16 protein-coding genes are annotated in these 13,254 nt (G+C 68.9%); 8 read left to right on the forward strand and 8 right to left on the reverse strand.

The window, feature by feature from the left end; translation table 11 throughout:
- The first annotated feature begins 104 nt into the window (after positions 1–104).
- The 5 genes from HQK15_RS12435 to HQK15_RS12455 all read left to right on the forward strand — a co-directional run bounded on the left by HQK15_RS12435 (position 105) and on the right by HQK15_RS12455 (position 3,530).
- Positions 105–767 (forward strand): alpha/beta fold hydrolase, encoded by a 663-nt coding sequence (locus HQK15_RS12435; protein ID WP_217361658.1) that lies wholly within the window; start codon positions 105–107, stop codon positions 765–767.
- Positions 764–1,129, forward strand: a complete 366-nt coding sequence (locus HQK15_RS12440) for a hypothetical protein (RefSeq protein ID WP_173491817.1) — start codon at positions 764–766, stop codon at positions 1,127–1,129. The genes HQK15_RS12435 and HQK15_RS12440 overlap by 4 nt, the downstream gene beginning before the upstream one ends.
- Positions 1,122–1,523 carry a hypothetical protein gene (locus HQK15_RS12445; RefSeq protein WP_173491818.1) on the forward strand — a complete coding sequence of 134 codons (402 nt, stop codon included), beginning with the start codon at positions 1,122–1,124 and terminating at the stop codon, positions 1,521–1,523. Before HQK15_RS12440 ends, HQK15_RS12445 begins: the two co-directional genes overlap by 8 nt.
- An 86-nt stretch (positions 1,524–1,609) precedes the next feature.
- On the forward strand, positions 1,610–2,065 hold the full coding sequence (locus HQK15_RS12450) for an SRPBCC family protein (protein ID WP_173491819.1): 456 nt from the start codon (positions 1,610–1,612) through the stop codon (positions 2,063–2,065).
- 292 nt (positions 2,066–2,357) lie between these two features.
- A complete protein-coding gene (locus tag HQK15_RS12455) occupies positions 2,358–3,530 on the forward strand; it encodes an RtcB family protein (RefSeq protein ID WP_173491820.1) in 1,173 nt (390 codons plus the stop codon).
- A gap of 46 nt (positions 3,531–3,576) precedes the next feature.
- Here HQK15_RS12455 and HQK15_RS12460 read toward each other — a convergent pair whose 3' ends face one another.
- Positions 3,577–4,413: a hypothetical protein gene (locus HQK15_RS12460; RefSeq protein ID WP_173491821.1), complete on the reverse strand. Its 837-nt coding sequence runs from the start codon at positions 4,411–4,413 to the stop codon at positions 3,577–3,579.
- A 3-nt stretch (positions 4,414–4,416) separates the two neighbouring features.
- Positions 4,417–4,989, reverse strand: a complete 573-nt coding sequence (locus tag HQK15_RS12465; RefSeq protein ID WP_173491822.1) for a TMEM175 family protein — start codon at positions 4,987–4,989, stop codon at positions 4,417–4,419.
- 181 nt (positions 4,990–5,170) lie between these two features.
- Between HQK15_RS12465 and HQK15_RS12470 the strand changes: the two genes are divergently transcribed.
- A complete protein-coding gene (locus HQK15_RS12470; RefSeq protein ID WP_173491823.1) occupies positions 5,171–6,466 on the forward strand; it encodes an HNH endonuclease signature motif containing protein in 1,296 nt (431 codons plus the stop codon).
- Between the two features lie 67 nt (positions 6,467–6,533).
- Here the strand turns inward: HQK15_RS12470 and HQK15_RS12475 are convergent, their stop codons facing one another.
- Complete coding sequence (locus HQK15_RS12475) at positions 6,534–7,130, reverse strand: hypothetical protein (protein WP_173491824.1); 597 nt, start codon at positions 7,128–7,130, stop codon at positions 6,534–6,536.
- Positions 7,131–7,243: 113 nt separating this feature from the next.
- Positions 7,244–7,570: a hypothetical protein gene (locus HQK15_RS12480; RefSeq protein ID WP_173491825.1), complete on the reverse strand. Its 327-nt coding sequence runs from the start codon at positions 7,568–7,570 to the stop codon at positions 7,244–7,246.
- 330 nt (positions 7,571–7,900) lie between these two features.
- Between HQK15_RS12480 and HQK15_RS12485 the strand changes: the two genes are divergently transcribed.
- Positions 7,901–8,239 (forward strand): hypothetical protein, encoded by a 339-nt coding sequence (locus tag HQK15_RS12485; RefSeq protein WP_173491826.1) that lies wholly within the window; start codon positions 7,901–7,903, stop codon positions 8,237–8,239.
- 121 nt (positions 8,240–8,360) lie between these two features.
- A complete protein-coding gene (locus tag HQK15_RS12490; RefSeq protein WP_173491827.1) occupies positions 8,361–8,891 on the forward strand; it encodes a DUF1990 domain-containing protein in 531 nt (176 codons plus the stop codon).
- A gap of 1 nt (position 8,892) precedes the next feature.
- Here the strand turns inward: HQK15_RS12490 and cobA are convergent, their stop codons facing one another.
- The 4 genes from cobA to HQK15_RS12510 are packed head-to-tail and all read right to left on the reverse strand — an operon-like array spanning position 8,893 to position 13,149.
- Positions 8,893–10,089 carry a uroporphyrinogen-III C-methyltransferase gene (cobA, locus tag HQK15_RS12495; protein WP_173491828.1) on the reverse strand — a complete coding sequence of 399 codons (1,197 nt, stop codon included), beginning with the start codon at positions 10,087–10,089 and terminating at the stop codon, positions 8,893–8,895.
- 10 nt (positions 10,090–10,099) lie between these two features.
- Complete coding sequence (locus HQK15_RS12500) at positions 10,100–11,410, reverse strand: sulfate adenylyltransferase subunit 1 (protein WP_173491829.1); 1,311 nt, start codon at positions 11,408–11,410, stop codon at positions 10,100–10,102.
- Positions 11,410–12,321 (reverse strand): sulfate adenylyltransferase subunit CysD, encoded by a 912-nt coding sequence (gene cysD, locus HQK15_RS12505; RefSeq protein WP_173491830.1) that lies wholly within the window; start codon positions 12,319–12,321, stop codon positions 11,410–11,412. Before cysD ends, HQK15_RS12500 begins: the two co-directional genes overlap by 1 nt.
- Positions 12,322–12,351: 30 nt before the next feature.
- Positions 12,352–13,149 (reverse strand): phosphoadenylyl-sulfate reductase, encoded by a 798-nt coding sequence (locus HQK15_RS12510; protein WP_173491831.1) that lies wholly within the window; start codon positions 13,147–13,149, stop codon positions 12,352–12,354.
- Positions 13,150–13,254 lie beyond the last annotated feature (105 nt).

Consider the following 13,254-nt stretch of genomic DNA (forward strand, 5'->3'; position numbering starts at 1 on the left):
CCGCTTGGGCCATCAGGCTTCGCCCTGCCCGCCCGCGGCCGACGTGACCAAACCCTCAGCAACTCGTCGTGCGGGCTCAGGGGTGCCGTGTCAGCATCGGTGTCGTGACCGATCCCCGCCTCGACTCCTTCAGCGATCCCGCGCAGCCGCGCGCGATCATGCTGCTGCTGCACGGCGGCCAGGAGCACAGCGAGGAAGCGGTTCGCAACAAGCACGCCAGCTGGTGGCGCATGGCGGCCATGGCGCGCTCGCTGCGGGGCTTCGCCGATGACGGTCACCTGTCGATGACCCTGCTGCAGTACCGCATGCGCGGGTGGAACGGCTCGCACGACCCTGCTCCGGTGCGCGACGCGCGCTGGGCGCTCGACCAGGTCACGGCACAGCATCCCGGGCTGCCGGTCGTGCTCGTGGGTCACTCGATGGGCGGACGCACCGCGTGCCGGGTCGCCGACGACCCGCGTGTCGTCGGGGTCGTGGCCCTCGCGCCGTGGCTGCCCGAGGGGGAGCCCAACGGGGCCGTCGCCGGCCGCCACCTGCGGGTGCTGCACGGGTCGCGCGACAACTGGACGTCCGCCTTCTGGAGCCGCAGCTACGTCGAGCGCAGCAGGCCGATTGCCGCGAGTGCGACGTGGGAATCCCTCCCCGGTGCGGGACACTTCATGTTCCGCCGCCCGTCGGTCTGGCGGCGCTTCGTGGAAGACTCTGTGTCGGACATCCTGGACAACGCCACCTCGCACGAGGAGGCATCGAGCAAAGGCAGTGCGTGACTGATCTGGTCGCCTATGGCATCGCGATCGTGGCCCTCGGCGTGGCGGCCTACGCGGGCTGGCACACGTACCACCGCCGGGACTTCAGCAATCCGCTGTTCTACGCGATCGCGGTGCTCGAGCTGCTGCTGATCGCCCTGCTGATCGGCGGGTCGGTCGCTCTCAGCTCCACGACGCGCGACGTCGACGGAGTCTTGTTCGTCTCCTACCTCGTGACGCTGGTCGTCATCCCTCCCGCGGCAGTCCTGTGGGGCATCGCCGAGAAGTCGCGATGGGGCACCGGCGTCGTCGTGATCGCGATGCTGACGGTGGGCGCACTCTCGGTCCGCCTCCTCGGCATCTGGAAGGGCACCTATGCCTGATCGCTCCGACACCTCGCACGGCTTCGGCCGGGTGCTCGTCGCCGTGTACGCCGTGTTCGCACTCGCCGCGTCGGCGCGGTCGATCTTCCAGCTCGTCTCCAAGGTCGAGTCCGACACCGTGGTGCCCTACGCGCTCTCGGCGTTCGCCGGCATCGTCTACGTCGTCGCCACGTACGCCCTGGCGCGCAACCACACGCGCCTCGCCCTCGTCACGATCACGATCGAGCTAGTCGGCGTGCTGCTGGTCGGCGCGCTGTCGCTCGTCGACCAGGGGCTGTTCCCTGACCAGACGGTGTGGTCCGACTTCGGCCAGGGCTACGGCTTCATCCCGCTGGTGCTGCCGTTCGTGGGGCTCTGGTGGTTGCGACGCTCGAGGTCGCCGCAAGACGTTTGAGGCCCCACGCACTCATACTGCGTAGGGCCGACTTCATTGAATCCCGGCGGTCACCCTGGTCTTGGTAGCGACACGGAGAAGCGATGATGAATTCGGACTACGTGCTCGTCTCGCGATGGTCCGTGCCGTTGTCGCGGGAGAACCTCTGGGACGTGCTCGACGAGCTGCTGGCGACCGACGACCCGATGGTCTGGTGGCCGTCGGTGCAGGTCACGGCCTATGACGGCGACACGATGACGGTGCGGGCCTCGAGCGCCTTCGGGTATGCGTTGACGTTCTCGCTCGCCGACCTCACGGCACGGCGTCCGGACTCGTTGACGTTCACCTCGGTGGGCGACCTGCGGGGGAGTGGCGACGTGACGTTCGCCGATCTCGGACCCCGCGGATGTGCCATGACGATCGACTGGCGGGTCGCCACTGATCGACGGTGGATGCAGGTCACCGGCTGGGTGCTGCGGCCGGTGTTCGTCGCCGGGCACCACCTGATCATGCGGCAGGGAGAGAAGCACCTGCGGGCCTATTTGGAGAAGCGAGACCGCTGACGTCGGCCGCGCCCGGTCTTCGACAGGAACCGCGATCGTGGTGTAACGTCCTGCGACGCATCGCACCACGACGACGAAGGAAGGCCGAGATGATGACCACCTCATCGACCAACGGCTATTTCGTCGTGCCCGAATGCTCGCTGCGACGCGAGCAGAAGTGGCCTGCGGTCGATGCGCCCTGCCCGGAAATCTGTACTGGCTGACCCGCCAGCAGCTCCGGAACCCGAGCCTCGACCGCACCTGCGGTCGGGGCTCTTGTCATGTCAACCACCACTCACAGAGAGAGAACATCATGGAGAAGATCACCCAGCGGTTGTTCAGCTGGGCATCCATCCTGGACGCGAAGGCTCGCGACCAGGCGCTGGCGGCGAGCACGATGCCGTTCATCCATCCGCACCTCGCGCTGATGCCCGACGCCCACCTGGGCAAGGGGGCGACGGTCGGCTCGGTCATCCCGACGCTCGAGGCGATCATCCCCGCCGCCGTCGGCGTCGACATCGGCTGCGGCATGATCGCGGTCAAGACGCCGTACGCGGCGGCCGACCTGCCGGCCGACCGGCGTGCCCTGCGCGAGGCGATCGAGCGTGCGGTCCCGCTGTCGGCTGGCAACTACAACGCCGACGTCACCCGGGACCACACGGCCGAGCGTCTGGCCGAGCTCACCGACGACGCCCGGAAGGCGGGCTTCGACCCGGCGTCGTACGCGTCGAACTGGCAGCTGCAGCTCGGCACGCTCGGCTCGGGCTGCCACTTCATCGAGGTCAGCCTCGACGAGGACGACCAGGTGTGGCTGTTCCTGCACTCCGGGTCGCGGGGAGTCGGCAACAAGATCGCGCAGCACCACATCCGGGTCGCGCAGGACCTCTGCACGAAGTGGTGGATCGACCTCCCCGACAAGGACCTGGCCTACCTGGTGCAGGGCACGGACGAGTTCTGGGCCTACATCCGCGAGCTGCGGTGGGCACAGAAGTTCGCGCTGCTCAACCGGGCCGAGATGATGGACCGGGTCGTGACGTGCTTCGCGGCGTGGGTGGGGGCTGACTCGATCGAGCGGCTGGAGGAGATCAACTGCCACCACAACTACACGACCCAGGAGAGGCACTTCGGCAAGGACGTCTGGCTGTCCCGCAAGGGCGCGATCGACGCCTCGCTCGGGACGCCGGGGCTCATTCCGGGGTCGATGGGCACACGGTCGTACGTCGTGGTCGGGAAGGGCAACCCGGTGGCACTCAACTCGTCCCCGCACGGGGCCGGGCGGGAGTTCAGCCGAGCGGCAGCTCGGCGTGAGTTCACCCAGGACGACCTGCGGGTCGCGATGGGGGACATCGAGTACCGCGACACGGCGGCATTCGTCGACGAGATCCCCGGCGCCGACAAGGACATCGACGTGGTCATGCAGGACGCTGCCGACCTCGTGGAGGTCCGGCACACGCTGCGGCAGATCGTCAACGTCAAGGGCGACTGACGGGCCCCGCGGTGGTCACGGCCACCACGGGGTCAGTGCCGTCTGCTCACTCCAGCCCGCAGCTGCTGCGGAAGAAGTCGAAGAACGCCAGCTTCTGGTCACGGGTGAGCGGCAGGAAGTACGACGCGTCCGTGCCGACGTCGTCGGCCAGCACCGTGACCGGGAAGAGCCGGCCGACCTTGTCCTCGGCGAGCGCGTGGGGGTCGCACCGTGCGGGGACGACCTGCATGTCGAGGCGGGCAGGTGGATCGCCCGGGCCGAGCGGGACGTCGACGTCAGCGGGGGAGTCCGCCGTCTGCCGGAAGAGGACCGTGCTGCCGAACCCGCCGAAGCGCACGTCGGACCGGTCTCCGGTCGGCGTCATCGTCACGGGCAGGCGCAGGACGGAAGCCCGGCCGGTCCCGGACACGGTCGGCTCGCCGACGACCACGTCCGCGGCGTCCTCGAGGGTGATCTCGGCACAGTCGCGGTCGGCGAAGGCAGCCGCATTGCCATAGCGGTCGTCGGCCGTCGTCGTCGACTCCTGCAGCTCGCCGCCGTCGACGCGGTAGGTGAACCGGACCGTGGCGTCGATATCGGCGCCGCAGCGGCCGACCGGCATGGTGAACTCCAGGTCGGTCTCGTACGTCGAACCGATCTCCTCCGCGCCGCTCCAGGCGACGTCCTCCAGACGGGGAGAGGTGAGGACGAACCGCTCGATCGTGATGTCGTGCCGGGTGTCATTCTCGACGCGGAGGAACACCTCCCGTCCCTGACGCTGGATGCGTGACTGGTCGAGGTGGACCGAGACACCGTTCGGGAGCTGTGTCTGCGCGATCGAGTCGCTGCAGGCTGACAACCCGGCGACCAGCGAGAGCGCTGCGACGATCCGTCCGGGGTGCACGTCTCAGCTCCTGGCCTCGACGAGGTGCTCGATCGGACCAGAGAGCAGCAGGATCACCAGCGCCCACAGCCCAATCGCCGGCACGAGCACGGCGACGACCAGCGCCGCCGTCATCAGGCCCAGTGAGACCAGGTCGGAGTGCAGCGGACGCGCCGTGCCACCGTCGCGCAGGATGAGCCACTTCTGCGCGGCCTGCGCGGCGCTGGCCGCGACGAGCGTGCCGATGTAGAGACCGTGCGTCAGGCGTTGGTCCTGGTCAGCGCCCAGCAGCTCGGTCGGGAACGGGAGGAACACGATGGTCGCCAGCCACGCCAGGTTGGCCCTGACGAGGGCGGGTGTCGAACGCTCGACGTGCTCATACATGGAGTGATGCAGCCGCCAGAAGAGGGCGATCACGACGAAGCTCAGCGCGAACGAGAACAGCTCGAAGGACTGCTCGTCGAGGAACTCTCCGACCGGCTTGTCCTGGACCTCCTGCGCGATCTCGACGAGCGGGAGAACCAGCAGCGTGATCGCGATGGCCACGGTCGCATCGCTGAAGGCGAGCAGCCTGTCGAGGCCGCGAGTGGTGGACATGTCCATCAGTATGGTCGCTCGCGACAGGCTGTGTCCGGGGCGTCGTCTAGGCTGGTTTCACCGGTTCTGTCGGTCCACAATTCTGCTGTTATTGCAGCGAAATATTGGCTCGAATGCCTTGTATTGACGGGCGCATCCAGATACACTCGAACATACGTTCTAGTCCATCTCGGAGCCGCGCATGATCATCGACCAGCTGTCATCCCTGACGGGTGACGCTGCTGCGCTCGAGCCGTGGACGTTGACCGGTGCCGAGGTCCGCGAGGTCACCCGGGCCGTGCTGCAGGCCCGCACAGCGCTGGACGCGCTGGCCTCGCGGTTGGCGGGTTGCGCTGAGGGGATGGGGCTGCCCAAGGATGACGGTGCGACCTCGACCACCGCGTGGGTCGCCGCACAGACCGGGATCTCCAAGGGCGAGGCATCGCGACTCGTCGCCCTGGCAAGGGTGAGCACCGACCACACCGAGGCCACTCGGACCGCGTGGGCCAACGGGCAGATCTCGACCGATCAGGCCAAGGTCATCATGGAGGCCGTCGACGCCCTGCCGGACTGGGTTGACGATGAGCCCCGGACTGACGCCGAGGCTCACCTGCTGCGACTCGCTGCCGAGCACACCCTGGACGACCTGAGGAGACTGGCCAACCGCGTGCTGGAGGTCATCGATCCCGACGGGGCTGACGAAGCCCTGGGCAAGAAGGTGCTCGCCGAGGAGCAGAAGGCCTGGGAGGCGACTCGGCTGTCGATGAAGCGGCGCGGTGACGGCACCACCCGGATCATCGGCACCATCCCGGACGCTGACAGCGACACGTTGCGCGCCGCGATCGAGGGGATCATCGCCCCGCGCCGGTCCGCCGACAACGCGATCCGCCTCGGCATGGGCGTCGGCGAGTACAACGCCCTGCCGAGGGACCAGAAGATGGGGCACGCCTTCACCGAGCTCATCGCCCACCTGCCGACCGGAGCTCTCCCGCAGCACGGTGGCCTTGCCGCGACAGTCGCCGTCACCATCGACGTCGACGATCTGCGCACCGGCAACGGCACCGCGACCAACACGTCCGGCACCACCACCTCGGCCGCCAGAGCCCAACGGATGGCGTGCAATGCCACCCTCGTCGCGCTCTACCTCGACTCGGAGTCTCGCCTGCTCGACCTGGGCACCTCCAAGCGCCTCTACACGCGCCACCAGCGACTCGCCCTGGCGGCGCGAGACCAAGGGTGCATCTGGGCCGGCTGCGATCGGCCGCCCGCCTGGTGCGAAGCGCATCACATCACCTGGTGGTCAGAAGGCGGGCCGACCGACCTGGCCAACGCGGCTCTGCTGTGCCACTTCCACCACTTCCTCGTCCACGAGGGCGAATGGGTCGTCGTCATGGCTGACGACGGCATCCCCGAGGTCGTCCCGCCCAGCCGGGTCGACCCCGACCAGAAGTCCCGAAGACACGCCAGGTTCACCCGGCTGCAACCGCGAGCCTGCTGAGCAGGGGCACGCAAGCAGGTCCTGAACTACGGCGAGCGCAGAGAGAGTCGGCGTCGTCGACGTTGCTTCACGCGTGATTCGAGCGGAACCGCACCAGAGCCGCTCCCATCCCTGCGAAACCCAGCGCGCGAACACCAGCCGCACCGAGCTGAATCCCGTCCGACATGCCTTGCGTGGCCGCAACCAGTGCCACGCCAGTCATGAGAGCGACGGCCGTCCAGGCCGGGAGCTTCCGTGCTCGAATCACGGCCCACCCGAACCCCAGACCGGCGACGACCATGATGACGCCGTGGACGAGCATCAGCAGTCCGAGGTCGTCGCTGAGCGTCTCATAGTCGGGGGTGTCGTTCGCGAGAGCGTAGATCACGGTGCCGGTGAAGAACACGTACACGTAGGCGTACGCGGCGGCGCTGATGAGTCCCACCCGTCCCCAAGCAGGCCGATGGGCCAAGGCGAGGCCGACGACGAAGATCGGCACAGCTGCTTCAGCGATCAGGGTGAGCCACAGCTGGGCCGAAGAGAACCCGCCCTGGACGCTTTCGATGACGTCGGACAGGAAGTAGACGGCTGAGAAGCACAACGCCATGATGCCGACGATCTTGTCTGGTCGTCGGCGAAGGGCACGGTTGTGGCACGTCGACGGTCGATGCGCGGTTCGGTGCACGGGTGCTCCCTGACTCGGGGCGGCTGGCGGCCGCCGGTTGCCCGATCCTGCTCGCAGCACGCCCCCTCGGCCAGAGCCGAATGACCTCCTTCGCGGGCCTGTCGCGGCCGCGCTCAGCTCTCGGACGTGTTGTCGGTGAGGTTCTCGCGGTCTTGGGCGGAATGAGCTCGGTCGCCCTTCGCGTGGACGCGGTCGAGGGCGGCGTCTCGACGGGCTGGCATCCTGTCCACGTATCCCGGCTCGTCGCCGAGGAGCGCCTTCAGGTCCGCGTCACGCTCGCGGCCGTCGGCGACGTCATCACGATCGTCGGCCCTCGCGTCACGGTCGTCCGCGTCCTTCAAGATCGACCTCGCTGACTCGAGTCGCTCGTCCAGAGCGGCCTCTCGACGCGCCAGGTCCTTTTCGCGCTGCTCGATGTCTCGTGCCTGCTCTTTGACCATGCTTGGAGTCTGCACCCCGAACGCCGACGAACCTAGGCGATGTGGGTCATTGGTCCCGTCAGGTGGGGACGATCGCGCATGTCGTGGACGGCAATGGTCCGCGACGCTCAGTGCTATCGGAGGACATTCCTCCCCATCGGGGAACGATCATGAAGCCAAGCTCGACGTCGCTGGTGCTGGGCATCAGCGACGGCGACACCTCAACGGTCCGACAGCGCGGCTGTGTCGACCCCCGTCCGGCGATAGACGTTCGATGAGCCGCAAGGCAAGGCGCAGCTGGGACTGCTGCTGTTCAACGGATTCAGCTCCGTGGTCGGAGGTCTCGCACTCATGACGGACTGGATCCCCGAGCAGTCGACCTGGGTGAGGAGCACGGACTTCCCCAGCAACTACTTCCCGGGAGTGGTTCTGCTGGCGGTGGTCGGAGGCAGTTCCTTGATCGCGGCCATCGCGATGGTGAAGCGCAGCGAGGGCTGGCCGCTCGCAAGCATCGTGGCCGGGACCATCATGGTGTTCTGGATCGTGGGAGAGATCGCGTCGATTCGGGGCTTCCACATTCTCCAGCTGATCTACTTCATGACTGGGGCACTGGCGGTGACGTGGACACCGTCGCGCAGCGACTCGCCTGACCTGCTCCGGCGCCGGGACGAAGTGAGCGACGCAACCTGACGGACTCCGTTCGCCTCAGCGCCACAATCTCGCTGTTCTGGGAGGGGTCAGTCAAGGCTCTCATCGACGTCGCGTCCGATCGCGCGGCGGGTGACCGCCTTCGGGGCTACGCTCCTGCCACATGACTGATCAGCCGACGGTGCCACGTGACGGGCTGACCTATGCCGAGGTGGGCGCCACCGAGGGCGTCCTGCCTGACGGCTTCCACCACCTGCAGGAGTCGCGCGAGATCGGTCATGGCCGGGCTGCGTTCGAGTCTGCATCGGCGACGTTGCTCACGTGGGGCATGCACCGCCGTGCCGGCGTGCGCAGGACGGGCGGGCCGGATCGTGCCGTCGCCGGCGCAGACGTCGCCTTCGTGTGGCGAACGGTGAAGTTCGAGTGCCGGGTCGTGTCGGTGGTCGACGAGGCTGTCCGCCGCGGATTCACCTACGGCACTCTTGCGCGGCATCCCGAGAGCGGTGAGGAGCGCTTCATGGTCACCATCGACCCGGCGAGCGGCACCGTCACCGCGTCCATCACAGCGTTCTCGCGCCCCGGCAGCGTCCTGACCCGCCTGGGCGGCCCGGTCGCACGGCTGGTCCAGCGCCGGATGACACGCCGATACCTCGATGCTCTCGAGAGTGCTGCCCGTGACGGAGAGCCTCGCTGACCTAGGCGCCGGGCGGCCAGGCGGGCGACAGCGTGACGACGTCGCCGACGATCGTGATGGCGGGTGGCTCGACACCGGCCGCCTCAGCCGTGTCGGCGAGGGTCTCCAGCGTCGCGACCGTGACCCGCTGGGTCGGGGTGTAGCCGCGCTCGATGATCGCGGCCGGCGTGTGTGCGGGGTGACCGGAGGCGATGAGCTCGTCGCAGGTCTCCGCGAGGCGCTTGACGCCCATCAGCATCACCAGGGTGTGCGAGCCGTCGTGGGGGAGGGCCGTGATCTCCTCGTGCCCCGTCACGACGGTGAAGCCGCGCGAGACGCCCCGGTGCGTCACCGGGATGCCGGCGGCGGCAGCCACCGAGATGGCGCTCGTGACACCGGGGACGACCTCCACCGGGATGCCGGCGTCGCGGCACGCGATGAGCTCCTCGCCACCGCGTCCGAAGACGTATGGATCACCGCCCTTGAGCCGTACGACGATCTTGCCCTGCTGGGCGCGGTCGACGAGCAGGGCGTTGATCTCGTGCTGGGGGATGGGGTGGTGATCGGGCTTCTTGCCGACGTCGATGACCTCCACGTCGGCGTCGAGCTCGGCGAGCAGTGCGTGCGGTGCCAGCCGGTCGACGACCACGACGTCGGCCTCGGCCAGGAGGCGTCGGCCACGTGTGGTCAGTAGCCCGGGGTCGCCGGGGCCACCGCCGACCAGTGCGACGAACCCGTCCGGGTGGTGGGTGCGGTGGCGCATCGGCAGCTCGCCCGCCTGCAGTGCGGCCGCCACGCCGTCGCGGAGCGCCGACGCACGTCCCGCATCGCCTCCGCCACTGACGGCGACCATGACGTCGTCGACCCGCGCGACGGCCGGGGCCCACGCCGTCGCATTCTCGGGGTCCCCACCCTTGAGGCACCAGATCTGTGCGGCCTCGGCGTCTGCCGCGACCTGGTCGTCGACGGGGGAGTCGGTGGCCGTCTGCACGAGCCAGGCGCCTGCGAGGTCACCCGGAGCGTACGTGCGGGGCACCCACTCGACGTCACCGCGACCGATCGACGACGCCAGGGAGTCGGAGACCTCCGGGGAGACCACGACCACCGCGGCGCCGGCGTCCACGAGCGACAGCGTGCGCCGGGTCGCGACGTGACCACCGCCCACGACCACGACCCGCCGCCCGGCGACCCGCAGCGTCAGCGGCAGGCTGCCGGTCATGCCGTCCCCGTCATGCAGGAACTGTAGCGGCGCTGACCGCTTCGACCTCAGCCTTGGTGTCGAGCAGGGCGTCACCCACCATGCCGGCGGCGAGCGTCGTGCCGTCCTGGGCGTCGATCAGCAGGAACGCACCCGTGCCGCGGGCGTGAAGGTACTCCTCCGCCGGGATCGGGGCGGCGAGGCGGAGCGTCACGTGGCCGATGTCGTTGAGGCCCAGCGACTGTGCCGGCAGCAGCCGGGCGTCGTCGAGGTCGAGCTTGCCGCTGATGACCTTGACCATCGCCTGCACCGTCTTGGTGCCGTGCTTGAGCAGCACCTTGGTGCCGGGCACGAGGTTGCCGTCGGCGAGCCACGCGATCGTTCCGTCGATGTCCTGCGTGACGGGCGGGACGCTCCGCGAGGTGACGATCAGGTCACCGCGTGAGATGTCGATGTCGTCCTGCAGGCGCAGCGTGACCGACTGCGGCGCGAAGGCCTCGTCGAGCTCTTGGCCGGCGAAGTCGATGCCGGTCACGACGCTGGTGCGGCCGCTCGGCTGCACCGTGATCGCGTCGCCGACGCGGACGAGGCCCGACGCGACCTGCCCGGCGTAGCCGCGGTAGTCACGGAACTCCTCGCCGGCAGCGGACTGCGGACGGATGACGAGCTGCACCGGGAAGCGGAGCGGCTCGGAGTGCGGGTCGCCCACGGGGGAGAGCTGCTCGAGGAACGTGAGCAGGCTGGGCCCGTCGTACCACGGCGTCCGCTCGGACCGGTCGACGACGTTGTCGCCAGCGAGGGCCGAGACGGGAATCGTGGCGACGTCGTAGAGCCCGAGGCTCCGAGCCGACTCCAGCACCTCGTCCGAGACACGCGTGTAGGTGTCCTCGTCGAAGTCGACGAGGTCGATCTTGTTGACGACCACGACGACGTGGGGAACCCGCAGCAGCGACGCGACGGCGAGGTGGCGACGCGTCTGCTCCTGGATGCCGTGACGCACGTCGACCAGCAGGACGACGACGTCGGCGGTGCTCGCGCCGGTCACGGTGTTGCGCGTGTACTGCACGTGGCCGGGGCAGTCGGCGAGGATGAACGAGCGCTCCGCAGTGGCGAAGTAGCGGTAGGCGACATCGATCGTGATGCCCTGCTCGCGCTCGGAGCGCAGCCCGTCGGTGAGCAGAGCAAGGTCGGCCGAGGCGAGACCGCGGTCGCGGCTGACCCGCTCGACGGCGTCGAACTGGTCGGCGAGCACCGACTTGGAGTCGAACAGGAGCCGTCCGACGAGGGTCGACTTGCCGTCGTCGACCGAGCCGGCGGTCGCGAGACGCAGGAGCGTGCGCATCAGAAGTAGCCTTCCTTCTTGCGGTCTTCCATGGCAGCCTCGGACGCCCGGTCGTCGGCGCGGGTCGCGCCACGCTCGGTGAGGCGGGTGGCCGCCACCTCGACGATGACGTCGTCGACCGTCACGGCGTCGCTCTCGACGGCACCGGTGCACGACATGTCGCCGACGGTGCGGTAGCGGACCTGACGCTTCTCGACCGTCTCGCCCTCGCGGGGGAGCGACACGTCGCTGACGGCGACCAGCATGCCGTCGCGCTCGAACACCTCGCGGTGATGGGCGTAGTAGAGCTCGGGAAGGGCGATGTCCTCGGCGCCGATGTACTGCCAGACGTCGAGCTCGGTCCAGTTGCTCAGCGGGAACACGCGGACGTGCTCGCCGGGGCGATGGCGACCGTTGTAGAGGTTCCACAGCTCGGGCCGCTGGTTGCGCGGGTCCCACTGGCCGAACTCGTCGCGCAGGGAGAACACGCGCTCCTTGGCGCGGGCCTTCTCCTCGTCGCGTCGGCCGCCACCGAACACGGCGTCGAACTTGCCGTCGGTGATGGCGTCGAGCAGGGGCTGGGTCTGCAGCTGGTTGCGCGTGCCGTCGCTGCGCTCGCGCAGTCGTCCGTCATCGATGTAGTCCTGCACGCTGGCGACCTCGAGTCGCAGGCCGAGCCGCTCGACCGTGGCGTCGCGGTAGGCGAGCACCTCGGGGAAGTTGTGGCCGGTGTCGACGTGCAGCACCGGGAACGGGACCGGGGCCGGCCAGAAGGCCTTGGTGGCCAGGTGGAGCATCACGACCGAGTCCTTGCCGCCGGAGAACAGCAGCACGGGCTTCTCGAACTCGGAGACCACCTCGCGGATGATGTGGATCGCCTCGGACTCCAGCCACTGCAGCTGGGTGAGACGGCGTTCGTCAGTCAGGGTCATCGGTGCCTTGTCGGTGCTGGTGCGGGCAGGTCAGGTGTGCAGGCCGCACTCGGTCTTGTCGAGTCCGGCCCAGCGGCCGGCTCGGGGGTCCTCGCCGGGGGCGACACGTCGCGTGCACGTGGCGCACCCGATCGAGGGGTAGCCGTCGTTGACGAGCGGGTTGACGATGACGTCGTTGTCATCGGCGTAGGCCAGGACGTCGTCGAACGTCCAGGCCGCCAACGGGTTGATCTTGACCAGCCCGTTCTTGTCGTCCCAGGTGATGAAGGGGGTGTTGGCGCGGGTGGGTCCCTCGTCACGGCGCACGCCGGTGATCCAGACTTCGTAGCCCTGCAGCGTGTCGTGCAGCGGCTGGACCTTGCGCATGTCGCAGCACAGCGCGGGATCGCGCTCGTAGAGCTTCTCGCCGAACTCGGCGTCCTGCTCGGCGACGCTGCGGCGCGGCTTGACGTCCACGATCGACAGCTGCATCGAGGCCTCGACGGCGTCGCGCGTGCCGATCGTCTCGGCGAAGTGGTAGCCGGTCTCGAGGAACAGCGTGTCGACCCAGGGGAGGTGCTCGGCGACGACCGCGGGCAGGACGGCGTCCGCCATCGAGCAGGCGACGGCCGTGCGGTAGCCGAACTCCTCGGCGACCCAGGCGAGCACGGTCGCGGCGTCGGTGTCTCCGAGGCGCTCCTGGGCGGCCTCGGCGATCGCTCGCAGCTCGTCGTTGCTGCGCCGCGGCGCGAGCATCGCCTCGCGGGAAGCCAGGTGTGCCGTGCGGGCGTCGTTGTGGGCGATCTGCCGGTCGCGGCGCTCGGACAGGGTTAGTGCGGCTTCACTCATCGGGCGGCACCCCTCTCGGACGCGGGTGGAGCAATCATCTCGTCGTCCAGAATAGGTCGCGCCCGGTCGGGCGTCCCACGACACGGACGCGCGTCCGCATGGCGG

The sequence above is a fragment of the Aeromicrobium stalagmiti genome (assembly GCF_013283745.1).
GTDB classification, from domain to species: domain Bacteria; phylum Actinomycetota; class Actinomycetes; order Propionibacteriales; family Nocardioidaceae; genus Aeromicrobium; species Aeromicrobium stalagmiti.

Bases quoted from the DNA above. Each gene is read 5' to 3' on its own strand.
- HQK15_RS12445 (WP_173491818.1), top strand. From the start codon at position 1,122: ATGCCTGATCGCTCCGACACCTCGCACGGCTTCGGCCGGGTGCTCGTC.
- HQK15_RS12450 (WP_173491819.1), top strand. From the start codon at position 1,610: ATGAATTCGGACTACGTGCTCGTCTCGCGATGGTCCGTGCCGTTGTCG.
- HQK15_RS12455 (WP_173491820.1), top strand. From the start codon at position 2,358: ATGGAGAAGATCACCCAGCGGTTGTTCAGCTGGGCATCCATCCTGGAC.
- HQK15_RS12465 (WP_173491822.1), bottom strand. From the start codon at position 4,989: ATGTCCACCACTCGCGGCCTCGACAGGCTGCTCGCCTTCAGCGATGCG.
- HQK15_RS12470 (WP_173491823.1), top strand. From the start codon at position 5,171: ATGATCATCGACCAGCTGTCATCCCTGACGGGTGACGCTGCTGCGCTC.
- HQK15_RS12480 (WP_173491825.1), bottom strand. From the start codon at position 7,570: ATGGTCAAAGAGCAGGCACGAGACATCGAGCAGCGCGAAAAGGACCTG.
- HQK15_RS12485 (WP_173491826.1), top strand. From the start codon at position 7,901: ATGACGGACTGGATCCCCGAGCAGTCGACCTGGGTGAGGAGCACGGAC.
- HQK15_RS12490 (WP_173491827.1), top strand. From the start codon at position 8,361: ATGACTGATCAGCCGACGGTGCCACGTGACGGGCTGACCTATGCCGAG.
- cobA (WP_173491828.1), bottom strand. From the start codon at position 10,089: ATGACCGGCAGCCTGCCGCTGACGCTGCGGGTCGCCGGGCGGCGGGTC.
- HQK15_RS12500 (WP_173491829.1), bottom strand. From the start codon at position 11,410: ATGCGCACGCTCCTGCGTCTCGCGACCGCCGGCTCGGTCGACGACGGC.
- cysD (WP_173491830.1), bottom strand. From the start codon at position 12,321: ATGACCCTGACTGACGAACGCCGTCTCACCCAGCTGCAGTGGCTGGAG.
- HQK15_RS12510 (WP_173491831.1), bottom strand. From the start codon at position 13,149: ATGAGTGAAGCCGCACTAACCCTGTCCGAGCGCCGCGACCGGCAGATC.